The sequence below is a fragment of the Brevundimonas sp. KH_058 genome (assembly GCF_057838505.1).
Map to the genome: position 1 here is coordinate 1,678,485 of NZ_CM174469.1, position 23,525 is coordinate 1,702,009.

The window sequence follows — 23,525 nt, forward strand, 5'->3', positions numbered from 1 at the left end:
CGGCGTGATGTGCGACCTGACTTGGCGGGGCCGCACGGGCGGGCTAGGACGCCCGCATGCCTGAACTTCCCGAGGTCGAAACCGTCCGACGCGGCCTGACGCCGGTGCTGGAGGGCGCGCGGCTGTCGCGAGTCAGGATCAACCGGCCCGACCTGAGGTTTCCCTTCCCCGAGCTGTTCGTCGAACGGCTGGAAGGGGCGACGGTCCTGCGGATCGACCGACGCGCCAAATATCTGCTCCTGCCCCTGTCGACCGGCGAGACCTGGATCACCCACCTGGGCATGACCGGCCGCTTCACCCTGGACGGGACCCTGCTGGGCGAGTTCGAGGAGGCGGCGCCCATCGCCGGCAAGCACGAGCATTTCAGCGGCTGCGCCATCCGCGACGGCGCGGCGACCCGCATAGGCTACGCCGACGCCCGTCGGTTCGGCTTCATGGGGCTGATCCCCACCGATCAGGTCGAGACCCATCCCTGGTTCGCCGGCCTGGGGCCCGAACCGCTGGGCAACGGCTTTTCCGGCGCCCATCTGGTCGAAGCCTTCGCGGGCAAGAAACAGAACATCAAGGTGTCCCTGCTGGATCAGCGGATCGTCGCCGGCCTGGGCAACATCTATGTCTGCGAGGCGCTTTATCGCGCCCGCATCTCGCCCCTGGTCGCGGCCGGCTCGGTGTCGAAGGCGCGGCTGGAGCGTCTGGCGACCGAGGTCCGCAACGTGCTGAACGACGCCATCGCGGCGGGCGGTTCGACCTTGAAGGATTTCGCCAACGCCGAGGGCGGCCAGGGCTATTTCCAACATCGGTTCGACGTCTATGGCCGCGAGGGCGAACCATGTCGGGGAGAGACATGCACCGGCGTCGTCGCCCGCATCGTCCAGGGCGGGCGCTCCACCTTCTACTGCCCCTCCTGCCAGAAGGCGTAAGGCCATGAGCGACCGCATCTGCCTGTTGCGCGGCGTCAACGTGGGCGGGGTCAAGGTTCCGATGGCCGAGCTGAAAGCCATCGCCGTCGAGGCCGGTTTCGGCGATCCGCGCACCCTCTTGGCCAGCGGCAATCTGGTGGTCGAAAGCGACGCCGAACCGGCCGATGTCGAGGCGCGGCTGGAGCAGGGGATCGCCGCCCATTTCGGCCGGCCCATCGACGTGATCGTGCGCACGCCCGCGCAATGGGCCGCGCTTATGGCCGCCAATCCGTTCGCAAACGAGGCCGGGATCGACGGCTCCAAACTGCTGCTCATGGTGATGAAGGCGGGGATCAGGGACGGGGCGGTCGAGGCGCTGCGCGGTTTTGCGGCGGGGGATGAGCGGGTCGAGCCCGCCGGCGGCGACCTGTTCTTCTGGCACCCCGATGGCCTGGGTCGCTCCAAGATGGCGGAAAAGGCTCAGCCGCGCCTGATCGGCGTCGGCACCGGCCGCAACTGGAACACGGTGCAGAAACTGGCCGCCATGGTCTGGCTGGAGGACTGAGCGATGCGCAAGATCCATCTGTGGATCAGTCTGGTGGTCGGCGTCCTGGTCTGGGGCGCCTATTTCGTCCACTTCGTTCAAGGGCTGCGCGCCGGCGATCTGGGCGGTCTGGTCTGGTGGTTCGTCGCCGCCCTGATCGTCGCCGCCGTCGCCGAGGCCGCCGCCACCGGCCTGATCGCGCGTCTCTTGCGCCGCCGCGCCCGCGTGCTGGATGAAGGACCGACGCTTCAGGCGGCGTTGAAGGCGGGTCATGTCGCCCTGATGCTGCTGGTCGGCCTGGTCCTGCTCTCGGCCCTGGTTCTGGCCCTGTCGTCCGTCTTCGGCTGGACCCTGGACCTGTCGGGCGCGCGGGGTCAGGTCATCGCCGCCAATCTGCTGCTGGGCATGGTGGTCGTCGCCGAACTGGTCCGCGCGGCCCTGACCTTGGCGCTGATGCCGCGCCGCTGATCTTTCGTTCTTTCTTTCGTCATTCCGGGCGAAGCGCAGCGCAGACCCGGAACCCAGCGGCGCCGAAGGCGAAATGGTCAGGCTTCACAGATGTCGTCCGCCTATGTCCGCGACAGGTTCGCGCTCACGCGCGCCGCTGGGTTCCGGGTCTTCGGGCCAAGCGGCCCTGCGCCCGGAATGACGAAAGGGGCGGTATCCGATATGACCGACCAAACGAAGGAGACCGACCATGGCCGACACCTATTCCAACCTGCTGATCGAACGTCACGCCGACGGCTATGCGGTGGTGACCCTGAACCGGCCCGAGGCGCTGAACGCCCTGAACTCGGCCCTGTTCAAGGACCTCGCCGACTTGCTCGACAGCGTCGAACATGACGACAGCGTGCGCTGCCTCATCCTGACGGGCTCGGGCGACAAGGCCTTCGCCGCCGGCGCCGACATCAAGGAGATGGCGGACCAGACCTACGCCCAGATGTACACGGGCAACTATTTCGCCCTCGGCCACGACCGCATCACACGTTTCAGAAAGCCGATCATCGCTGCGGTCAACGGTTTCGCCCTGGGCGGCGGCTGCGAACTGGCCATGCTGTGCGACTTCATCGTCGCCAGCGAGAAGGCGAAGTTCGGCCAGCCCGAGATCAATCTCGGCGTCGCCCCCGGCATCGGCGGCTCCCAGCGCCTAACGCGTCTGGTGGGCAAGTCCAAGGCCATGGACATGGTCCTGACTGCTCGGATGATGGACGCGGTGGAAGCCGAGCGCGCAGGCCTCGCTTCCCGCGTCTTCCCGCACGAGACCCTGCTGGAGGAAACCCGCAAGATCGCCGCCAGGATCGCCTCGCAAAGCCCGCTGGCGGTCATGGCCAACAAGGAGATGGTCAACGCCGCCCTTGAGACGACCCTGACGCAAGGCGTCCAGTTCGAACGCCGCCTGTTCCACTCCCTGTTCGCCTTCGAGGACCAGAAGGAGGGCATGTCCGCCTTCGTCGAAAAGCGCAAACCCGACTTCAAGGGGCGATAAGCCGCAACGCGCCGTCAACCGATCGCCGTGATCGGGCGTTAGGGGCGAATGATGATCCGTCTCTTCGTTTCGCTTGTCGCGACCCTGTTCGTCCTCGTCCCCGCCGCCGTTCAGGCCCAGGCTTCCGCTCAGGCGGTTCAGCCGCCCGCTTTCAGCTCCAGCCGGATCATCGTCGAGACGCGCGGGACCGGGCCGGACATCATCTTCATTCCGGGTCTGGGCTCGACCGGCGCGGCCTGGCGTTCGACGGCGGACCGGCTGGACGACCGTTACCGGGTGCATCTGGTCACGGTGCGCGGCTTCGGGGAAACCGCCATAGAAGACAATGTCAGCGGCGGTCTGGCCGGCCCGGCCGCCAGCGAAATCGAGCGCTATATCCGCGAGCAGCGGATCGACCGCCCGGCCCTGATCGGCCATTCGCTGGGCGGTCAGATCGCCCTGCGTGTCGCGGCCGATATGGGCGACCGGATCGGTCGGGTGATGGTGGTCGATTCCTCGCCCTTCTTCCCGTCGCTGGTGGACGCCCGCGCGACCTCGGCCCAGGTCGAGCCCCTGGCGCGGCTGGGCTATCAGGCCCTGCTGCTGTTCGGCGATCAGGCGCTAAAGTCTCAGGTCGCGGCCTTTGGCGTGGACATGGGTCTGGCCGGTGACATGGTGTTCCAGGGGCTGGGCCTGCAGGGCGGCGACCGGCGCGTCCTGGCCCAGGGTCTGTATGAAGCGCTGACAGTCGATTTGCGTCCGCGCCTGTCCCAGATCACCGCCCCGGTGACGGTTGTCTATGGCTGGACGCGCGACACCGAGGCCCCCCGCAATCGGCTGGAAGGCCTCTATCGTTACGGCTTCGAGGGCCTGCCGCGCACCGCCCGTTTCGAACGGATCGAAGGCGCCCAGCACCAGGTGATGATCGAACAGCCGCAGCGGTTCCTGGCGGCGGTTCAGCGGTTCCTGAGCTGATCCTTCAGTCCGTCAGCGCGTCGATCACGACGCCTTCGGTCAGCAGCTGCGGCAGGATTTCCGGCTCGGCCTGACCCGGTCGATACAGCAGATACAGCGGCACGCCCGACCGTCCATGCGCCTGAAGCTCCCGCGTGATGGCGTCGTCGCGACGGGTCCAGTCGCCGACCAGATAGGCGGCGTTGGCCTCGCTCATGGCCTTTGCGACACGGGGCGACGACAGGGCCGCGCGCTCGTTGATCTTGCAGGTCACGCACCAGTCGGCGGTCAGATTGACCAGCACCGGCCGCCCGGCCGCCGTCGCCTGCGCCACCGCCTCAACCGACCAGGGTTGGGCGGCGAGGGGGCCACTCTCGCCCTGCGGCGCGGCGTCCGAATCACGCGCGGCGCCGGCCGCGACGCCCGCCAGCCCGATGGCCATGACGCAGGCGACGGTCGCGCAGATGGTCGCCAGCACGGGTCGCTCGTCCCGCAGGCGCGCGGCCTGGGCCAGCCCCACCAGCCAGGCGGCGAAAGCCAGCAGCAGCGCCGCCGTCAGCAACAGGCCAAGCGCATCCACGCCGCCCTGGCGCGTGAACACCCACATCAGCCAAAGCGCCGCGCCATACATGGGGAAGGCCAGCAGGCCCTTGAGCCGCTCCATCCACACGCCCGGTCGCGGCAGGCGCGCCAGCAGGCCCGGCGACAGGCTGATCGCCAGATAGGGCAGGGCCAGACCCAGCCCCAGCATCAGAAACACAGCCAGCGCCATCGGCCAGGGCAGGACCAGCGCCGCGCCCAGGGCCGCCGCCATGAAGGGCGCGGTGCAGGGCGCCGCGACCACCACGGCCAGAACTCCGGTGAAGAAGGCGCCCGCCGCGCCGGGCAGGCGCGACAGGGGGCCGGACCCCGCGTTCTGCATCCCCGCCCCAACATGGAAGACGCCCGACAGGTTCAGCCCGACCAGCAGCATGACCAGGGCCAGGGCTGCGACCACGCCCGGCGACTGAAGCTGGAACCCCCAGCCGATCGCCTGACCCGCCGCTCTCAGCGCCAGCAGCGCGCCCGCCAGCACCAGGAAGCTGACCAGCACCCCGGCGGTGAAGGCCAGGCCGTCGCGTCGCGCCCGCGACGGATCGTGCGCCGCCGCCGACAGCGACGCCGCCTTCATCGCCAGGACGGGGAAGACGCAGGGCATCAGATTCAGCACCAGCCCGCCCAGCAGGGCCAGACCCAGAGCCTGGAGAAAGACCGGCACGCCGGTCTTCGCCGGCGCCGATGTCGCCTCGTCCAGCGGCGCCAAGGCGCTCTGCCCCTGGGCACCGGCCAGCGGTGGACCGGGCTGGGCCATGATTTCCCACGCCCCCTTGTCGGTCGCCAGGACGCCGCTCAGGGGCGAAGACGCCGCCTCTCGGCCGGGCGTCAGCGTCACGCTCACGCCGTCGGGGCCTCGGCCTCCCGGTTGGGCGGCGGCGTGGTCGATCCGTCCGCCGTCAAACGGGTAGAAATAGACCTGGCCGATGTCGGCGCCGGCCAGCGGTCCGCCGGTCGCGGTCAGGACCAGCTTGCCGGCTTCGGCCGTGACGCGCGCCTCGATCCCGGCCGGGCGCGGCGCGGTCTCGACCAGCCGTTCGATCTCGGCGCCCCAGGGCTTGGCCAGCGGTGCGGCGCCCTCGCGCACCGGCAGGGCCAGCGAGAGGGTCAGCGGCTCGGGCACGCACATCTGGTCGCTGCACACCAGGAACAGCACGTCCGTCGTCAGGGTCAGCACCTCGCCCGGCCGGGCGGATGCTGGCACATGGATCGGCACGGGCAGCATCACCTCGCCCGAATAGCCGTAGTTCATCAGGCTCATCAGCCGCTGGCGGCTGGGCAGGGGCCACAGGATCGGATCGGCCGTGACGCCGTCGGGCAGGGTCCAGACCAGGCTGGTGGCCCCGCCGCTGTCTCCCGGATTGCGCCAATAGGTGTGCCAGCCCGGCGCGATCTTCTGGCGCACGGCCACCACCGTGGTCGAACCGGGCGCGACCCATTGCGACATCGGGACCAGTTCGGCCTCAATCCGCACGGTCCGTTGCGGGCCGAAGGCGATGAGGCCGGAAGGCTGGCTCTGGACCGGCTGGGCCTTGACCGTCGAGAGCGACAGCAGGCACAGCAACAGTCCGGCGAGGAAGGCGAGGGGACGCAAAGGGCGATTTCCGACGTTGGGGGCGGCCGCAACCTAGTCCCTCGGTCGCCCCCGCGCCATCACCTCATCGCCGCAGATCGGCCGTCGCAGATCAGCGCGGCGAGGTCTCGATGAACACCTCGGCGCGTCGGCGCAGCAGTTCGTCCGCGCCCGAGGCGTTGACGGCGCCCGCATCGCCGGCGGCGTTCACCTCGAACGCCGGCGCGGGCATGCCGGCCTGGGTCAGGGCTTCGGCGACCGCACGGGCGCGCCGTTGCGACAGGCTCAGATTGGCCTCGACCGTGCCCGTTGCATCCGCCAGACCCAGCACCCGCACGTGCTTGACGTTGCATTCCTTGGCCTTTTCGGCGGCGGTCTGCAGCAACACCGTGGCGGCGTCGCTCAGTCGCGCCTGGTTCTCGACGAAATAGACGTCGAACCGGCCCGAGACGCAGGGCGATTCCCCGACCACCAGCGCCGTCCGCTTCGGCGTCGGCGCGCATGCCGCCAGCAGTCCCATCGCCAGCATCGCCAGCCCAGTCGATCGCTTCATCACAGCCCTCCTCCGGCTTGGCCGGCCCATTACGCAAAAGAGGCGGCCCGTCCTTCGACAAGCCGCCTCTTCAACCTAGCGCCGGTCGCTGAGTTGCGCGACCGGCAAGTTCTTAGCGATCAGTAACGACGCTGACCGTTGTCCCAATAGCACTCGTTCTGGCGGTTGTCGTAGCAGTAGTAGTAGCGACCCTGGTTGTCGCGGTAGCGCTGCTGGTTGTTGCGGTCCTGGTTCGAACCGCGGACTGCGCCGGCTGCGCCGCCCAAGGCGCCGCCGATCAGGGCGCCGGTCGCGGCGTTGCCGCCGCCGACGTTGTTGCCGATGATGGCGCCGGCGACGGCGCCCAGGCCGGCGCCCATCGCGCCCTGACGGACGGTCTGGTTCGGGCCGCCGTTGTTGTAGCCGTAAGGGTCGCTGGCGCAGGCCGAAGCCAGAAGGCCGGCGCCTGCAATCGCGATGATCGCCTTGTTCATGGTGAAATCCTTTTGTGCCTGGGTGTCTGCCCCTGGATCCGCAAACGTATCGGTCTCGCTTGGGTTCCGCATAGATGCGACAAATATGGTGACGCTTGCGGGGAACGGGCGCGGCTGCGGGGCGTTCGGCCGCCATGACAGACATCACGATCTCACCGCCCGAAGCCGATGCAGGGCCCGCCCTGACGCCTCACGCGGCCCTGAAGCACGCCGTGATGCTGGTCAATCCGCTGTCCGGCAGCGTGGGACCGCGCGCGGCCGCCGAGGCCGAGGCGATCCTGGCCGGTTATGACCTGAAGGCCGAGGTGATGACGTTCGAGGGCGGCAATTTCGATCAGATCATCGCCGACGCCTTCGCGGCCAAGCCGGACGTCATCTTCGTCCTGGCCGGGGACGGCACGGCGCGGTCGGTCGCCTCCAAGGCGCGGCCCGACGGCCCGATGATCGCGCCCCTGCCGGGCGGGACCATGAACATGCTGCCCAAGGCGCTGTACGGCACGGCCGACTGGAAACTGGCGTTGAAACGCGCTTTGGAGGAGGGCGAGCCTCAGGCCGTGTCCGGCGGCGAGGTCCAGGGCGAATATTTCTATTGTGCGGCCATCCTGGGTTCGCCCGCCCTGTGGGCGCCGGCGCGCGAGGCGATGCGAACGGGGAAAGTCAGACTGGCCTGGCAGTACGGGCAGCGCGCCCTGAAACGCGCTTTTTCCGGAAGGCTGCGCTTCAGCCTGGACGGCGGCGAAAAGCGTCGCACCGAGGCGCTTGTTTTGATCAGCCCGATGATCTCCAAGGCGATGGAAGATCCCATCGGACTGGAGGCGGCCGCCATGGACCCCCGCGACACGACCCAGGCCTTCCGCCTGGCCGCCACCGCCCTGTTCAGCGACTGGCGCCAGGATCCGGCCGTCTCGACGCGGCCGGCCAAGCTGATCGAGGTGCGCGCCCGATCCAAGATCCCCGCCGTCATCGACGGCGAGCCGCTGCTGCTGAAACCCGACGCCGTGATCCGCTTCGTGCCCAAGGCGTTCAAAGCCCTGGCGCCCAGGCCGCCGTCGGCCGAGGACAGCGTCTAGGTGGGGCGTATCCTTCAGTTCTCCGACGTTCATTTCGGCTGTGAGCACAAACAGGCCTGCGCCGCCGCCCTGGACTACGCCCACGCCACGCCCAACGACCTGGTGCTGATCACCGGCGACATCACCCAGAAGGGTTTGCCGGGCGAATTCACCGCGGCCGGCGAATGGATGCGAGCCATGCCCGAGCCGCGCTTCGTCATCGTGGGCAATCACGACGTGCCCTATTGGGACGCGGTGGCGCGGGTGCTTCATCCGTGGCGCGCCTTTGAGACGGCGACCGGTTTTCCCGCCCACGACGGTCAGTTCCTGGGTAACGATGTCATGGTGCGGGGCGTGGTCACCGCGCGTGGCTGGCAGGCGCGGCCCAACTGGTCCAAGGGCGTCATCGACCTGGACCAGACACGACGCGCGGCCGAGGCCCTGCGCCAGGCGCCCATCGGCGCGCTCAGAATTCTGGCCTGCCACCATCCGCTGATCGAGATGGTCGGCACGCCGATGACCGGCGACGTCAAGCGCGGCGACGAGGCGGCGCTGATCTTCGCCGAGGCCGGGGTCGATCTGATCATGACGGGCCATGTCCATGTGCCCTTCGCCATGCCGATCCCGCTGGCGGACCGCTGCTCCTATGCGGTCGGGTGCGGGACGCTGTCGCACCGCGAGCGGGGGGCGCCGCCCGGCTTCAACCAGATCGACTGGGACGCCAAGACCATCACAGTCACGGCCCTGGCCTGGGATGGAACCAGCTATCGGTCGCACCAGGTCTGGCGGCTGCCGCGTCGTCAGGACACCCGCAAGGCCGCCACGGCGCCCAGCCCTGTCGAACCGGGCGCCTTGGAGAAGGCGGCGGTCTGACTGGCCTTACCGGAACGGCGGCTCGTCGAAGGCGCGAAGCTTGCGCGAGTGTAGCTTGGAGCCCTCGCTGCGCATCAGGTCCACCGCCTGGATGCCGATCTGCAGGTGTTCGGAGATCGAGCCTTCGTAGAAGCGGTTGGCCTGACCCGGAAGCTTGATCTCGCCGTGCAACGGCTTGTCCGACACGCACAGCAACGTCCCGTAGGGCACGCGGAAGCGATACCCTTGTGCGGCGATGGTGGCGCTTTCCATGTCGATGGCGACGGCGCGGCTCTGGTTGAAGCGCAGGGCCGATTTGGAATAGCGCAGCTCCCAGTTCCGGTCGTCGGTGGTGACGACGGTGCCGGTGCGCAGCCGCAGCTTGACCTCGTCGCCCGGCATGCCGCTGACCGACTTGGTGGCGTCGTAAAGGGCGCGCTGGACCTCGGCGATCGACGGAATGGGGATGTCGGGCGGCAGGACCGCGTCCAGCACGTGATCGTCGCGCAGATAGGCGTGGGCCAGGACATAGTCGCCGATGGTCTGGCTGGCGCGCAGGCCGCCGCAGTGACCGATCATCAGCCAGACGTGCGGGCGCGTGACGGCCAGGTGATCGGTGATGGTCTTGGCGTTGGACGGGCCGACGCCGATGTTGACCAGGGTCACGCCCTTATGGCCCGGCGCGGTCAGGTGATAGGCCGGCATCTGGTGCTTCTTCCAGGCCGTGTCGCTGATCGCCGCCTCGGGGTTGGGGGTGTCGCGCGTGATGACGACGCCGCCGGCGCAGGACAGGGTCTGGTACGGCGAACCCGGCGTTTGAAGCTGTTCGATGGCCCAACGCACGAACTCATCGACATAGCGATTGTAGTTGGTGAACAGGACATAGGACTGAACGTCGTCCACGGGCGTGCCGGTGTAGTGTTTCAGCCGCGCCAGCGAGAAGTCGGTCCGCAAGCCGTCGAAGTGCGACAGGGGAAAATCGCCGCCCATTTCGAACAGGCCGTCGGCGATCTCGTCGCCGATGTGGGCCAGGTCCGTGGTCGGGAACCAGCGCGCCAGGGCGGCCGTCATCGACCGGTCCAGCGCGACTTCCAGCCCGTCCGTTACATAGGGAAAGGGAATTTCCTGGCGCGACAGCCCGACCTCGAAGGTCGCGGCGTATTCCTGCTCCAGCAGGCCCAGCTGTTCGGTCAGATAGGGGCGGAACAGGTCCGGCCGAGTGATGGTGGTGGCGTAGCTGCCCTGTTTCGACAGCCGGGCATAGGCGCGCGGCTCCAGGTCTTGGGGGCGATCCCCGTCCCAGCGGATGCGAAGTTCGGGATAGGCGAACACCCCTTCGGCGCGTTTCAGCGGATCGGGCCGCTCGCCGGTGTTGACGAAATCCCGCACGGCGTCGCGCAGGTTGGTCACGGATTGGGTGTAGAGGGTTTCGAGGCGGTCCAGCGCCGCCTGTGCTGTCATCTGTTCTGTCATGACTTCCTCTAGCGAAGCTTCTTGGCTTTGGCGAGGCGCCTGCCGTTCAAGCTTGATTTCGCTGCCCCGATTTTGCTGCATCGCAGCAATTTATGACAGGGCTGCGGTTGCGGATCGGGGCGTGACGGCGCATCTGGCCCGAATGTCTTCTTCCCTCGCGTCAGCGCCCGCCAAGAAGGAGCTCGGCTTCGTCGAGTTCGTCTGTCTCATCGCCCTGATGATGGCGCTGAACGCCCTGGCGATCGACTCGATGCTGCCGGCCCTGCCGCACATCGGCGCCGATCTGAACGTGGCGAACGACAACGACCGCCAATGGGTGGTGACGGCCTATCTGCTGGGCTTCGGCGGCGCGCAGCTATTCTACGGCCCGCTGGCGGATCGGTTCGGACGAAAGCCCGTCCTGCTGTTCGGCGTGGGCGTCTATGTGGTGTTCAGCCTGCTGGCGACCCTGGCGCCGACCTTCGACACCCTGATCATGGCCCGCATCGGTCAGGGTCTGGGCAGCGCCTGCACACGCGTGCTGGCCGTCTCCATCGTGCGCGACCGCTACGAGGGCCGCACCATGGCGCGGGTCATGTCGTTCAGCTTCCTGGTCTTCCTGGGCGTGCCGATCCTGGCGCCGTCCATCGGCCAGATGATCATGCTGGTCGGGCCGTGGCGCTGGATCTTCGCCGGGCTGGGTCTGATCGGCGTCGGCCTGATCGTATGGGCGTCGCTTCGCCTGCCCGAGACGCTGAAGCCCGAGGATCGCCTGCCGATCCAGGTCAAGCGTCTGACCGCGGCCTACAAGACCGCCCTGACCGACCGCACCGCCATCGGTTACACCCTGGCCATGACGGCCATCACCGGGGCCCTGTTCGGCTTCATCAACTCGGCGCAGCAGATTTTCGCCGATGTCTTCCATGCCGAGGCGGCTTTTCCGGCCATCTTCGCCCTGATCGCGGGCGGCATCGCGGTGGCCTCCATCGTCAATGCGCGGCTGGTGGTGAAACTGGGGTCGCGCAAGATCTCGCACACGGCCCTGATCGGCTTCACCGCCATCTCGGCCGTCCACGCCGCCGTGGCGATCAGCGGCCATGAATCGATCTGGACCTTTGCGGTGCTGCAGACCCTGACCATGTTCTGTTTCGGCCTCATCGCCGGCAACTTCGGCGCCATGGCCATGGAGACGATGGGCAAGATCGCCGGCACCGCCGCCTCGATCCAGGGCTTCATCTCCACCATCGTCGGCTCGCTGCTGGGCTTTGCGGTGGGCCAGCAGTTCAACGGGACGACGATTCCGATGTCAGTGGGCTTCACCGTATTCGGCCTGATCGCCCTGGGCTGGGTGCTGTTCGCCGAGCGGGGACGGCTGTTCCGCGCCCATCACCTGCCGCCCGTCGCGAGCACTTAGACCGAGACTTGATCTTTTCGGCGTTTCCGCGCGTTCTCCGGCCAATCGTTACGGTCAGCCCAGGAAAGCCTCGATGAAGCGCAAAGCTCTCGGTCTCGTCTCCGCCCTCGCCCTCGCCGCCGCCCTGGGGGTGAGCGCCTGCTCCACCACGACCGGGGGCGCGTCGATGACGCCGCCCGCCATCGCGCCTGCGCCCGGTCCCGATGCGATCGACAGCCACACCTATGCCCGGCCCGAGATCGCCCGCGTCGTCGATGTGGCGCTGGACCTGACCGCGAACTTCGAGGCCAAGACCCTGTCGGGCACGGCGACCCTGGACATCCTGGCGGTCCCCGGCGCCAACGAAGTCATTCTGGATATCCGCAATCTGGACATCCAGGACGTGCGCGACGCCGAGGGCCGGCCGCTGCGCTTCGTCGTCGGCGACAACGACGCCATCAAGGGCCAGCCCCTGACGGTCTATTTCCCGGCCTTCGTCCCGAACGAACGGCGCAAGATCGTCGTCACCTATTCGACCCGCCCCGACGCGGCGGCCCTGCAATGGCTCAGCCCGACCCAGACGGCGGGCGGCGAAAAACCCTACCTGTTCAGCCAGGGCCAGGCGATCCTGACCCGCACCTGGGTCCCGACCCAGGACAGCCCCGGCATCCGCCAGACCTATTCGGCCCGCATCACCGCGCCCGCCGACCTGACCGTGGTCATGAGCGCGGACCACCTGACGCCCAACGGCGAGCCGGCCGCACCCAATTCTGAAGGGGGCGGAATGAAGACCTGGCGTTTCCGGATGAACAATCCGATCCCGCCCTATCTGATCGCGCTGGGCGTCGGCGACATCGCCTTCGCTCCGTTCGACGAGCGAACCGGGGTCTGGACCGAGCCCAGCCGTCTGCGCGACGCCGCCGCCGAGCTGGAGCCGACCGCCGAAATGGTGGATGCGGCCGAGAAGCTGTACGGCCCCTATCGCTGGGGTCGTTACGACCTGCTGGTCCTGCCGCCCTCCTTCCCGTTCGGCGGGATGGAGAACCCCAAACTGACCTTCGCCACCCCGACCATCATCGCCGGCGACCGCTCGCTGGTGTCGCTGGTCGCGCACGAACTGGCGCACTCCTGGTCGGGCAATCTGGTGACCAACGCCACCTGGAACGACTTCTGGCTGAACGAGGGGTTCACCACCTATTTCGAGAACCGGATCATGGAGTCGATCTACGGCTATGATCGCGCGGTTCAGGAGCAGGTGCTGAGCTGGGACGGGCTTCAGGACGAGCTGAAGTCCCTGCCCGCCGACGACACGCGCCTGCATCTGAACCTGCTGGGTCGCGATCCCGACGACGGCATGAACACCATCGCCTATGACAAGGGCTCGGCCTTCCTGCGCACCATCGAGCGCGTCGTGGGCCGTGAAAAGTTCGACGCCTGGCTGCGCGGCTATTTCGACCGCAACGCCTATCGCCCGATGACCACGGCCATGTTCCTGGACGACATCCGCGCCAATCTGGTGAAGGGCGACACGCGTCTGGAATCCGAACTGCAACTGGAGACATGGGTCTATCAGCCCGGCCTGCCGTCGAACGCGGTCGCGCCGGTGTCGGACGCCTTCACGCCCGTAGACGCCGCCGCCGTCGCCTTCTTCAAGGACAAGGGACAGGCCTCGGCCATTCCATGGGCCGACTGGAACACCCAGCAGCGCCAGCGCTTCCTGGGCTGGCGTCCCGAAGGCCTGCGCGCCAACGCCGACTGGCTGACCAATGCGCAGCTGGCCGATCTGGAGCGCACCCTGAACCTGGCGAACGAGGGCAATGCCGAACTGACCTTCGGCTGGCTGCAGATCGCCCTGGCGCACCGCTATCAACCCGCTGTCGCCACGGCCGAAAAGTTCCTGACCAGCCAGGGCCGCCGCAAGTTCGTCCTGCCCCTGTTCCAGACCCTGTGGAACGAGAGCGGATGGGGCCGCCCTATCGCCCGCCGAATCTACGGCGAGGCCCGGCCGCTGTATCACCCGGTGACCAGCGGCTCGGTCGATCAACTGGTGGGACGGCAGTAAACGTCCGCTTCTCCCTCCCCTTCATGGGGAGGGACGATCGCGCAGCGATCCGGGTGGGGCCGTAAAACGGGTGAAGCGCTTCAAACGCCCCCACCCCGGCTGCGCTTCGCTTCGCCGCCCCTCCCCATGAAGGGGAGGGAGAAACGCGCTCCAACCATCACAATGTCGCTGGTCCATTCCTAACGAATCCAACCGCTTGCCGATTTATGTCCCCCTTTTCCCATCCCCCCTCCGAAACGCGCGTATTCTAAACCCGTCCCGTCGCCCGGAGGGCTCGCTTGGCCTGCGACCTTGCGGCGGCGGGAGCGGATGGAACGGGAGCGGGTCTGAAACGGCCCGCGCCGGCGGCGAACGCCGTCGGAGGGTCGAGGGGGATACTCGATCGCACTCGGGACGGGGTTTCGCAGACTCCGCCGACCCGTCGCAGGCTTATGGGGTTAGGCGATAAGACCGCCACCGCTCGACGCCCCGAGCTTGCAGGCCAACCAACCGCGCGGAGCGTCAACCCTTCGTCGAAACGGTAATCTCTAATCACACTCCGGGCGAAGGCCCGGCGCTCCGCCCAGCCCTCCATCAACTTCGCTGCGAAAGCGCGAAGACGAAGACGCTTGTCTGCTTCCTGCGGAATCCGCCGTTTGCGTTGCAGCACGGCGCCCTATCGTCTATCCCGCCGACACGGATTTCGACTGGAGCTTTCCCCATGGCTGACCTCGCCCCCGGCGTCGTGACCCTCTTCGGAGGATCGGGCTTTATCGGGTCGCAGGCGGTGCGCGCTCTGGCGCGTCGCGGCTGGCGCATTCGCGTGGCCGTGCGCAACCCGGTCCTGGCCATCGAGATCCAGCCGCTGGGCGATCCCGGTCAGATCCAGTTCATGCGCTGCGACATCACCAGCGCCGAGGACGTGGCCGCCGCCGTGCGCGGTGCGGACGCCGTGGTCAATCTGGTCGGCGTCCTGCACGACGCGGGCGGCAAGCGCGGCTTCGACGCCGTCCATACCGAGGCGGCCAAGACCATCGCCGAAGCCGCCAGGGCGGCGGGCGTCCAGCGTCTGGTCCAGATTTCGGCCATCGGCGCCGACGCCGCCAGCCCCTCGGCCTACGGCCGCTCCAAGGCCAAGGCCGAGGAGGCGGTGCGCGCCGTCTATCCCGACGCGGTGATCCTGCGGCCGTCGCTGGTGTTCGGCGCCGGCGACGGCTTCCTGAACCGCTTCGCCGCCATGGCGACCCTGTCGCCGGTCCTGCCGTTGATCGGCGGCGGCGAAACCAAGTTCCAGCCGGTCTATGTCGGCGATGTCGCCGAGGCCATCGCGCGTGGCGTGACCCGCATCGACGCCGCCGGCCGCACTTTCGAACTGGGCGGGCCGAGCCTCTATACCTTCCGCGAAGTGCTGGAGCTGGTGCGTCGCGAGACCGGTCGCGACCGGATGCTGGTCCCCGTTCCCTTCGTCGTCGCCAAGCCCCTGGGCTCGCTGCTGCAACTGGGCCGGTTCGTCGGCGTCACACCACCGCTGACCCGCGATCAGGTGCTGATGCTGGAGAAGGACAATGTCGTGGCCCCCGACGCCCTGGGCCTGAGCGACCTGGGCATCGACCATCCGGCCGGCATGGCGGCCATCGCCCCCTCCTATCTGTGGCGCTACCGCGTCGGCGGCCAGTTCGCCGAAGCGCCCGCTCACTGAATCCATCCCCATCCGATGAGGTCGTCGGTCGCTTTCGCGGCCGGCGGCGTTTCGCATATGGGAACAAAGAGTGCACAGCTTAAGGATGTCGGCCACGCAGCCCCAGTTCTCCTCGACCGATACGCCTGACCTGAACGACGCGCGGGCCCTGCTGTCGCGCGTCTGGGGCCACGCCGATTTCCGGGGGATGCAGGGGCAGGTGGTCGAGCAGATCCTGTCCGGCGGCGACGTTCTGGCCGTCCTGCCCACAGGCGGCGGCAAGAGCGTCTGCTATCAGATCCCCGCCATCCTGCGTCCCGGCCTGGGCCTGGTGGTCTCGCCGCTGATCGCCCTGATGACCGACCAGGTCGAGGCGTTGAAACAACAGGGCGTCGCTGCGGCTCGGCTCGATTCCGGGGTGTCGCTGGACGAGCGTTCGGCCATCTGGGCGGCGGCCCGCTCCGGCGATCTGGACCTGCTCTACGTCTCGCCCGAAGGCTTGGCGGCCGGCGCCATGATGGACCGGCTGGCGGAACTGCCGCTGAGCCTGATCGCCATCGACGAAGCCCACTGCGTCTCGCAATGGGGCCACGACTTCCGTCCCGACTATCGCAACCTGGGTCTGCTGGCCGAGCGGTTCCCCGACGTGCCGCGCATCGCGGTCACCGCCACCGCCGACGCCCGCACCCGTGACGACATCCTGCGCTCGCTGCGGCTGGAGGAGGCCAAGGTCTTCGTCGACAGTTTCGCCCGTCCGAACCTGCAACTGTCGGCCGAGCGCAAGGAGAGCGCCTCGCGCGCCAAGACCGACGCCCGCGTCATCGAACTGGTGCGCGAGCGGCGGGGCAAGTCGGGCGTGGTCTATTGCGGCAGCCGCGACGGCTGCGACCGCGTGGCCCAGGCGCTGCGCGACGCCGGGACCAACGCCATCGCCTATCACGCCGGCATGGACACGCGCGAACGCGACCGCCGGCTGGAACGGTTTCTGGCCGAGGAGGGCGCCGTCATGGTCGCCACCATCGCCTTCGGCATGGGCGTCGATAAAGCCGACGTGCGCTTCGTCATCCACGCCGATCCGCCGGGCAGCCTGGAGGCCTATTGGCAGGAGATCGGCCGGGGCGGTCGCGACGGCGAACCGGCCGAGGGCATCACCCTGTACGGCCCCTCCGACATCGCCTGGGCCCTGCGCCGGCTGGACAGCCGCCCGATGGCCGAAGAGGTCAAGCAGGTCCAGGTGCGCAAGGCGCGCCAGCTGTTCGCCATGCTGGACGGCGCCGCCTGCCGCGCCCAGGCCGTGCGCCGCTATTTCGGCGAGACGGACGCGGAGCCTTGCGGCGTCTGCGACATTTGCGGCGACCCGCCCCTTCTTTATGACGCCACCGTCCCCGCACAAAAGGCCCTGGCGGCGGTCCAGCGTCTGGGTGGCCGGTTCGGCCGGGGCCGGATCGTCGACCACCTGACCGGCCGGACCAAGGCGGTCCAGCCGTGGGAGCAGCAGCTGTCTACCTGGGGCATCGGCGCCGACATCTCGCCCAACGGCTGGCGCGACATCGTCGATCACCTGTTGTTCGAAGGCCTGCTGGTCGAGGACGCCAACGACGGCAAGCCCCTGGTCGGTCTGGGCGACGGCGAGGCGGTGCGCGCCGTCTACAAGGCCGAACGCAAGATCGAGGTTCGCCGCGTGCCCGCAGGCTTCGACGCCGGCACGCGCTCGGGCAATCCGCGCAATCGCCGCGACCGCACCGGCGAAGGCCGCAACGCGGCGCTGGAGACGATGGACGTCGACGTCCGCGCCCGGTTCGAGGCTCTGCGCGCCTGGCGCCGCGACCGCGCCTCCGAACAGCATGTCCCGCCCTATGTCATCTTCCAGGACAAGACCCTGCTGGAGATCGCCGAGGCGGAGCCGGGCGACTTGAACAGTCTGGGCGCGATTTCCGGCGTCGGCCAGTCCAAGCTGGACCGTTACGGCAAGGGCGTGCTGGAGACGCTGAACGCCCTCTAGATAGGGTCAGACCGCCGGTTTGGGCGGGGCGGTGATGACTTCGACATTGTCGTTCAGCAGGTAGGACAGTTCCGACAGGGCCACGGCGCGTTCGGCCGGGCTGGCGGCGGCCTGAACGGCGGCGACCTTCTTGGGCATGTCCTCGGAGATGCCGCGCAGGATGCATTTCAGGTCGCCGTCGGTTCCGCGCTCCTTCAGGATCAGGTGACCCTGCATGTCCAGGGCGGCCAACTGTTCGGCCTGGGCCTTGAAGCCGGTGAAGGCCTGGCTGGTGAAGAAGGCGGCGTCGTCGGCGGCCCTGGCGGCCGCCCAGCCATCGACCATGGCTTTCAGGCTGGTCGAGCGCGAGATTATGTCGGCGAACAGAGGCTCGCCCGCCACCGAGATCGGCGCGCCGGGCACCGCCGCCGGCTGATCCGCCGCCAGGGCGACGGCGGGATTGGACATCGCCAGGGCGATCGAAAGCGCGAGGCCGCAGGACATGGGGATGACTTCCTGTTTCACCGTCCGCTAGGACGTTGAACCTGTTTACCCCCGACCCGTAAACGAGTGTTTACCCTCTCCAACGCCCACATCATCGACCGAGGACGCCATGAGCCGCGACGACGCCTGGAAGACATTCGATCGCACCGCCGTCGAGGCGGCCCAGACCCGGATCGTGGATCAGTTCGCCGCCGATCCCGATCGGCTGGCGCGGATGTCGGTCGAGGCGGCGGGGCTTTATCTGGACCTGTCGAAACAGAGCTGGACGAAAGCGGCCTTCGACGCCTGCCTGGATCTGGCGCGGGCGTCCGACGTCGAGGGGCGTCGCGCGGCCCTGTTTGCGGGTGAGGCCGTCAATCTGACCGAAGGTCGGGCGGTGCTGCACCCGGCTCTGCGCGCCGCGCCCGGCGCCGACTTCAAGGCTTTGGGCGAGCCGGTCTCGGCCGAGGTGGATGCGGTTCGGGCGGACATGAAAGCCTATGCCGATGCGGTGCGGTCGGGCGCCGAGGCGGGGGCGACGGGCAAAACGTTCGAGGCCATCGTCCATGTCGGCATCGGCGGGTCGGACCTGGGGCCGCGCGTGGTGTGGGATGCGCTGCGTCCGCTTGATCCCGCCATCGACCTGCGCTTCGTGGCCAATATCGACCCGCGCGACATGGCCGAAGCCCTGACGGGCCTGGACCCCGAGACGACCCTGGTCGTGGTGGTGTCCAAGACCTTCACGACCCAGGAAACCTTGGCCAACGCCGAGGCGGCCAAGGCCTGGTTGGCGGCGTCGCTGCCGGCCGAGGGGATGACGAAACACTTCATCGGGGTGACGGCGGCGCCGGAGAAGGCGGGCGCGTTCGGATGCGGCCGGACGTTCGCCTTCCGGGACTGGGTCGGCGGGCGCTATTCGCTGTGGTCGGCGGTCAGTCTGTCGTGCGGCATCGCCCTGGGCTGGGACGTGTTCGAACAGATGCTGGCCGGGGCGGCGGCCATGGACGACCATTTCGTCTCGGCCCCGCTGGAGGGGAACGCGCCGATCCTGCTGGCCCTGGCCCAGGTGTTCAACGTCGATGGGCTGAACCGGCCGGCGCGGACGGTGGCGCCCTATGCGCACGCCCTGCGTCGGCTGCCGAGCTTCCTGCAGCAGCTGGAGATGGAGTCGAACGGCAAGCGGGTGCATCGCGACGGCACGCCGGTGACGCGTCAGACGTGCCCCGTCGTGTTTGGCGAGCCGGGCACCAATGGACAGCACGCCTTCTTCCAGCAGATTCACCAGGGGCCTCAGACGGTGCCGGCCGAGTTCGTCATCGTGGCCAAGACGCATGCGGATGCGCCGGAATCGCCGCTGTGGTCGAATGCCCTGGCGCAAGGCCAGGCCCTGATGCTGGGCAAGACGACCGAGGCGGCCAAGGCCGAAGGCCTGGCCCAGGGGCTGTCGGATGAGGAGGCGACCCGTCTGGCGCCTCACCGCACCTTCACCGGCAACCGACCCTCGACGGCTATCGTCATGGAGCGGCTGACGCCCGAGACCCTGGGCGCCCTGTTGGCGCTGTATGAGCACAAGACTTTCGTCGAGGGCGTGATCTGGGACATCAACAGCTTCGACCAATGGGGCGTCGAACTGGGCAAGGTGCTGGCCAGGGCGATCCTGAAGGACGTGGACGCCGGCGGGCCGTCGGCAGACCTCGACCCGTCCACGGCGGCGCTGATGACGCGTTTGCTCGGCTGACGAGGAAAGGGCCCGACCTTGCGGCCGAGCCCTCGGTGTCTTTCAGGCCGTCGCGCGATCACCAGCGGCGATCGTAACGATAGTCGCGGTCGTCCCGGCGATAGTCGCGGTAGTCACGGTGGTCGCCGCGCGATTCATAGCGACGATTCTCATAGCGATAATCGTAGCCGTTGCGGCTGTTGAAGCCCTGTCCGCGATCCCAGCGGCCCTGGTTGCGATAGCACTGGCCGCCGCCATAATAGTCGCAGCGCGAACCGCGGTTCGAGGACGAGGCCACCGCGCCGATGGCTGCGCCGCCCAGGGCGCCGCCGGCGATGTAGCGACCGTCGCCATTGCCGTAGATGGCGCCGGCGATGCCGCCGACAGCGGCGCCGATCAGGGCGTTGCGGCCGGTGTTGTCGCGGTCACGCGCCCCGTGCCCGTAAGATTGGGCCGAGGCCGGAGCGGCCATCAGGCTCAGAGCCATGACCGGGGCGGCGACGACGGCGGTGATCTTCAGCAGCTTTGACATGTTCCGTCTCCTTTGTTTCGGGCCGATGCGCCTTTCCGAGGGGGAGAAGCATCAGCGTTGAAACGGTTTTATCTGCCCGTGTTTGAACGACCCCAGAGGTCCGCATTCATTTTCGGTTCATGCGCGCGTCGCGTTGTCGCGGAAGTTTCGCGCGCGATTAAGGGCGGCGCCGCTTGACGATGACCCCCCGTCTGCCTAACTCCCGCTCGCGTTAGCACTCTCGCTGGTCGGCTGCCAAAACGGCGATCGCGGGAATGCCGCACACCGTTTCAAAAACGCCCCGATCCGGGGGTTTTACAGGGAGAAGTCCGATGGCGTTCCGTCCGCTCGGCGACCGCGTGCTGGTCAAGCGCGTTGAAGAAGAATCCAAGACCAAGGGTGGGATCATCATCCCCGACACCGCCAAGGAAAAGCCGCAGGAAGGCGAAGTCGTCTCCGTCGGCCCCGGCGTCCGTGACGAATCCGGCAAGGTCAACGCCCTGGAGCTGAAGGCCGGCGACCGCATCCTGTTCGGCAAGTGGTCGGGCACGGAAGTGAAGATCGACGGCGACGACCTGATCATCATGAAGGAATCCGACGTTCTGGGCGTGCTCTCGTAAGCACCCGCGTCGACGACCTTCTTCAACCTAATCCATAGATAGGAGCAGCCCGCATGGCCGCTAAAATCGTACACTTCAACACCGACGCGCGCGACAAGATGCTGCGCGGCGTCAACGTCCTCGCCAACGCCGTCAAGGTGACCCTGGGTCCCAAGGGCCGCAACGTCGTAATCCAGAAGTCCTTCGGCGCCCCGCGCTCGACCAAGGACGGCGTGTCGGTCGCCAAAGAGATCGAGCTGGAAGACGCCTTCGAGAACATGGGCGCCCAGATGATCCGCGAAGTCGCTTCGAAGACGAACGACAAGGCGGGCGACGGCACCACCACCGCGACCGTTCTGGCTCAGGCCATCGTGCAAGAGGGCCTCAAGGCCGTCGCCGCCGGCATGAACCCGATGGATCTGAAGCGCGGCATCGACAAGGCCGTCACGCTGGTCCTGCAAGAGATCAAGGACAAGTCCAAGCCCGTCTCGAACAACTCGGAAATCGCCCAGGTCGGCACCATCTCGGCCAACGGCGACAGCGAAATCGGTGAGCTGATCGCCCAGGCCATGGCCAAGGTCGGCAACGAAGGCGTCATCACCGTCGAGGAAGCCAAGACCGCCGACACCACCGTCGACGTCGTCGAAGGCATGCAGTTCGACCGCGGCTACCTGAGCCCTTACTTCATCACCAACGCCGACAAGATGGAGGTTCAGCTCGAAGAGCCGCTCATCCTGCTGTTCGAGAAGAAGCTGACCTCGCTGCAAGCCATGCTGCCGATCCTGGAAGCCGTGGTGCAGTCGGGCCGTCCGCTGTTGATCATCGCCGAGGACATCGAAGGCGAAGCCCTGGCGACCCTGGTCGTCAACAAGCTGCGGGGCGGCCTGCGCGTCGCCGCCGTCAAGGCGCCGGGCTTCGGCGATCGCCGCAAGGCCATGCTGGAAGACCTCGCCATCCTGACGGGCGGCCAGGTCATCTCGGAAGACCTGGGCATCAAGCTTGAGAGCGTCACCATCGACATGCTCGGCAAGGCCAAGAAGGTCACCATCACCAAGGACGACACCACCATCGTCGAAGGCGTCGGCGAGAAAGACGCGATCGAAGCCCGCGTGGCCCAGATCAAGCGCCAGATCGAAGACACCACCTCCGACTACGACAAGGAAAAGCTGCAGGAACGTCTGGCCAAGCTGGCCGGCGGCGTCGCGGTTCTCCGCGTCGGCGGTTCGACCGAAGTCGAAGTGAAGGAAAAGAAGGACCGCGTCGACGACGCCCTCAACGCCACGCGCGCCGCGGCTGACGAAGGCATCGTTCCCGGCGGCGGCATCGCCCTCTTGAAGGCCTCCAAGATCCTGGCCGACGTCAAGGGCGACAACGCCGACCAGAACGCCGGCATCGCGATCATCCGTCGCGCCCTGCAGGCTCCGATCCGTCAGATCGCCGAAAATTCCGGCGTCGAAGGCTCGATCGTGGTCGGCAAGGTTCTGGAAAACGAAGACGCCTCGTTCGGCTTCAACGCCCAGACCGAAGAATACGGCGACCTGGTCAAGATGGGCGTCATCGACCCCGCCAAGGTCGTCCGCACGGCCCTGCAAGACGCCGCTTCGGTGGCCGGCATCCTGATCACGACGGAAGCCGCTGTCGCCGACGCCCCCAAGAAGTCGGGCGGCGCTGGCGCCCCTGACATGGGTGGAATGGGCGGCATGGGCGGCATGGACTTCTAAGTCCAAGCCACTTGACGCTGAAAATGCAGAAGGGCGGGGTCGCGAGACCCCGCCCTTTTGTTTTCCTTCTCCCCTTGCGGGAGAAGGTGGGCCCGAAGGGCTCGGATGAGGGGTTGTTCGCTCTGGATTGGATCGAGTGGTTGTCCATCGACAAACCCCTCATCCGACTTCGCTTCGCTCAGCCACCTTCTCCCGCAAGGGGAGAAGGAAGAGGGCTCAGAACTCCGAGATCGCGCCGGGCCGGCGCGAACGCGTCTTCAGCCACATGACGCCCAGCAGGTCCGAGAAGGACGCCCGCAGGCGGCCCCAGTTGGTGTATTTCGAGCGGCCGACCTCGCGGTGGCGGTGGTCCACGTCGAGGTACTGGTTCCTGAACCCCTCGCGGATCATCAGGGCCGGCAGGTAGCGGTGGATGTGATCGAAGTAGGGCAGGCGCAGGAAGACGTCGCGGCGGAAGGCCTTCAGCCCGCAGCCGGTGTCGTCGGCGTCGTCGCCGAGCAAGCGACGGCGGATGCGGTTGGCCCAGATCGAGGCCTGACGCTTGGCCTCGGTGTCCTGACGCTTGGCGCGACGGCCGCCGACCAGGCCGACGTCGGCGGGGGCGGCCAGCAGGGCGTCGACCAGGCGCGGCGCGTCGGCGGGCGGGTTCTGGCCGTCGCCGTCCATCGTCACCACGACCGGCGCGCGCGCCGCCAGGACGCCGGTGCGGACCGCCCGGCTCTGGCCCGCATTGGTCCCGTGGGCCAGGACGCGCAGGGCCGGCAGTTCGGCCATGGCGGCCTTCAGCTCGGCCAGGGTCGCGTCCCTGGAGGCGTCGTCGACGAAGATCATCTCGTACGAACGCCCGGCGAAGGCGGCGGCGATCTCGCGCGCCAGGGGCACGGCGGCGCCCGCCTCGTCATGGACGGGAACGACGACGGAGATTTCGGGCGTTTCGGCGGTCATTGGCGCTCCATAGAGCATGATCGTTTCCGACGGAACTGCGCAGCGGTT

Annotated in this window: 21 protein-coding genes; 14 read left to right on the forward strand and 7 right to left on the reverse strand. The window is 67.8% G+C overall.

What is annotated here, in order from left to right:
* Nucleotides 1-56: 56 nt before the first annotated feature.
* The 5 genes from mutM (at nt 57) to AC3ISA_RS07965 (ending at nt 3,883) form a co-directional block, all read left to right on the forward strand.
* Nucleotides 57-920: a bifunctional DNA-formamidopyrimidine glycosylase/DNA-(apurinic or apyrimidinic site) lyase gene (gene mutM, locus AC3ISA_RS07945; protein WP_489180044.1), complete on the forward strand. Its 864-nt coding sequence runs from the start codon at nt 57-59 to the stop codon at nt 918-920.
* Nucleotides 921-924: 4 nt separating this feature from the next.
* Nucleotides 925-1,464, forward strand: a complete 540-nt coding sequence (locus AC3ISA_RS07950) for a DUF1697 domain-containing protein (RefSeq protein ID WP_489180046.1) — start codon at nt 925-927, stop codon at nt 1,462-1,464.
* Nucleotides 1,465-1,467: 3 nt separating this feature from the next.
* A complete protein-coding gene (locus AC3ISA_RS07955) occupies nt 1,468-1,911 on the forward strand; it encodes a hypothetical protein (RefSeq protein ID WP_489180048.1) in 444 nt (147 codons plus the stop codon).
* Between the two features lie 229 nt (nt 1,912-2,140).
* Nucleotides 2,141-2,929, forward strand: coding sequence for an enoyl-CoA hydratase-related protein (locus AC3ISA_RS07960; protein ID WP_489180049.1), 789 nt, complete (start codon nt 2,141-2,143; stop codon nt 2,927-2,929).
* 48 nt (nt 2,930-2,977) lie between these two features.
* Nucleotides 2,978-3,883 carry an alpha/beta fold hydrolase gene (locus tag AC3ISA_RS07965; RefSeq protein ID WP_489180050.1) on the forward strand — a complete coding sequence of 302 codons (906 nt, stop codon included), beginning with the start codon at nt 2,978-2,980 and terminating at the stop codon, nt 3,881-3,883.
* Nucleotides 3,884-3,887: 4 nt separating this feature from the next.
* Here AC3ISA_RS07965 and AC3ISA_RS07970 read toward each other — a convergent pair whose 3' ends face one another.
* The 3 genes from AC3ISA_RS07970 to AC3ISA_RS07980 form a co-directional block, all read right to left on the reverse strand.
* Nucleotides 3,888-6,050: a protein-disulfide reductase DsbD family protein gene (locus AC3ISA_RS07970; protein ID WP_489180051.1), complete on the reverse strand. Its 2,163-nt coding sequence runs from the start codon at nt 6,048-6,050 to the stop codon at nt 3,888-3,890.
* Nucleotides 6,051-6,141: 91 nt separating this feature from the next.
* On the reverse strand, nt 6,142-6,582 hold the full coding sequence (locus AC3ISA_RS07975; RefSeq protein WP_489180052.1) for an OmpA family protein: 441 nt from the start codon (nt 6,580-6,582) through the stop codon (nt 6,142-6,144).
* Between the two features lie 119 nt (nt 6,583-6,701).
* The gene (locus AC3ISA_RS07980) at nt 6,702-7,055 is read right to left on the reverse strand and encodes a YMGG-like glycine zipper-containing protein (protein ID WP_372694667.1); all 354 of its coding nucleotides are present in this window, start codon (nt 7,053-7,055) and stop codon (nt 6,702-6,704) included.
* A 134-nt stretch (nt 7,056-7,189) separates the two neighbouring features.
* Between AC3ISA_RS07980 and AC3ISA_RS07985 the strand changes: the two genes are divergently transcribed.
* Complete coding sequence (locus AC3ISA_RS07985) at nt 7,190-8,125, forward strand: diacylglycerol/lipid kinase family protein (protein WP_372694665.1); 936 nt, start codon at nt 7,190-7,192, stop codon at nt 8,123-8,125.
* Entirely contained in the window at nt 8,126-8,977 is an 852-nt protein-coding gene (locus AC3ISA_RS07990) for a metallophosphoesterase family protein (protein WP_372694663.1), read from the forward strand.
* Nucleotides 8,978-8,983: 6 nt separating this feature from the next.
* On the opposite strand, the gene AC3ISA_RS07995 is transcribed toward AC3ISA_RS07990, so the two are convergent.
* Complete coding sequence (locus AC3ISA_RS07995; RefSeq protein ID WP_489180053.1) at nt 8,984-10,429, reverse strand: AMP nucleosidase; 1,446 nt, start codon at nt 10,427-10,429, stop codon at nt 8,984-8,986.
* Between the two features lie 142 nt (nt 10,430-10,571).
* Here AC3ISA_RS07995 and AC3ISA_RS08000 point away from each other — a divergent pair, with 142 nt between their 5' ends.
* From AC3ISA_RS08000 to recQ, 4 genes are all read left to right on the forward strand, one after another.
* Nucleotides 10,572-11,822, forward strand: coding sequence for a multidrug effflux MFS transporter (locus tag AC3ISA_RS08000; RefSeq protein ID WP_489180055.1), 1,251 nt, complete (start codon nt 10,572-10,574; stop codon nt 11,820-11,822).
* Nucleotides 11,823-11,895: 73 nt separating this feature from the next.
* Nucleotides 11,896-13,863 carry a M1 family metallopeptidase gene (locus tag AC3ISA_RS08005; protein ID WP_489180056.1) on the forward strand — a complete coding sequence of 656 codons (1,968 nt, stop codon included), beginning with the start codon at nt 11,896-11,898 and terminating at the stop codon, nt 13,861-13,863.
* A gap of 700 nt (nt 13,864-14,563) precedes the next feature.
* The gene (locus tag AC3ISA_RS08010) at nt 14,564-15,541 is read left to right on the forward strand and encodes a complex I NDUFA9 subunit family protein (RefSeq protein ID WP_489180057.1); all 978 of its coding nucleotides are present in this window, start codon (nt 14,564-14,566) and stop codon (nt 15,539-15,541) included.
* A gap of 85 nt (nt 15,542-15,626) precedes the next feature.
* Nucleotides 15,627-17,522 (forward strand): DNA helicase RecQ, encoded by a 1,896-nt coding sequence (recQ, locus tag AC3ISA_RS08015; RefSeq protein ID WP_372694653.1) that lies wholly within the window; start codon nt 15,627-15,629, stop codon nt 17,520-17,522.
* A gap of 6 nt (nt 17,523-17,528) precedes the next feature.
* Here the strand turns inward: recQ and AC3ISA_RS08020 are convergent, their stop codons facing one another.
* Nucleotides 17,529-18,005, reverse strand: coding sequence for a hypothetical protein (locus AC3ISA_RS08020; protein WP_489180058.1), 477 nt, complete (start codon nt 18,003-18,005; stop codon nt 17,529-17,531).
* A 109-nt stretch (nt 18,006-18,114) separates the two neighbouring features.
* On the opposite strand from AC3ISA_RS08020, the gene pgi reads away from it, so the two are divergent.
* Nucleotides 18,115-19,722 carry a glucose-6-phosphate isomerase gene (gene pgi, locus AC3ISA_RS08025; RefSeq protein WP_489180059.1) on the forward strand — a complete coding sequence of 536 codons (1,608 nt, stop codon included), beginning with the start codon at nt 18,115-18,117 and terminating at the stop codon, nt 19,720-19,722.
* Between the two features lie 58 nt (nt 19,723-19,780).
* Here the strand turns inward: pgi and AC3ISA_RS08030 are convergent, their stop codons facing one another.
* On the reverse strand, nt 19,781-20,233 hold the full coding sequence (locus AC3ISA_RS08030; protein ID WP_489180060.1) for a hypothetical protein: 453 nt from the start codon (nt 20,231-20,233) through the stop codon (nt 19,781-19,783).
* Between the two features lie 311 nt (nt 20,234-20,544).
* Here AC3ISA_RS08030 and groES point away from each other — a divergent pair, with 311 nt between their 5' ends.
* Entirely contained in the window at nt 20,545-20,832 is a 288-nt protein-coding gene (gene groES / locus AC3ISA_RS08035) for a co-chaperone GroES (protein ID WP_008259448.1), read from the forward strand.
* 53 nt (nt 20,833-20,885) lie between these two features.
* A complete protein-coding gene (groL, locus tag AC3ISA_RS08040; RefSeq protein WP_489180061.1) occupies nt 20,886-22,532 on the forward strand; it encodes a chaperonin GroEL in 1,647 nt (548 codons plus the stop codon).
* A gap of 216 nt (nt 22,533-22,748) precedes the next feature.
* Here groL and AC3ISA_RS08045 read toward each other — a convergent pair whose 3' ends face one another.
* On the reverse strand, nt 22,749-23,477 hold the full coding sequence (locus tag AC3ISA_RS08045) for a glycosyltransferase family 2 protein (protein WP_372694644.1): 729 nt from the start codon (nt 23,475-23,477) through the stop codon (nt 22,749-22,751).
* Between the last annotated feature and the right edge of the window lie 48 nt (nt 23,478-23,525).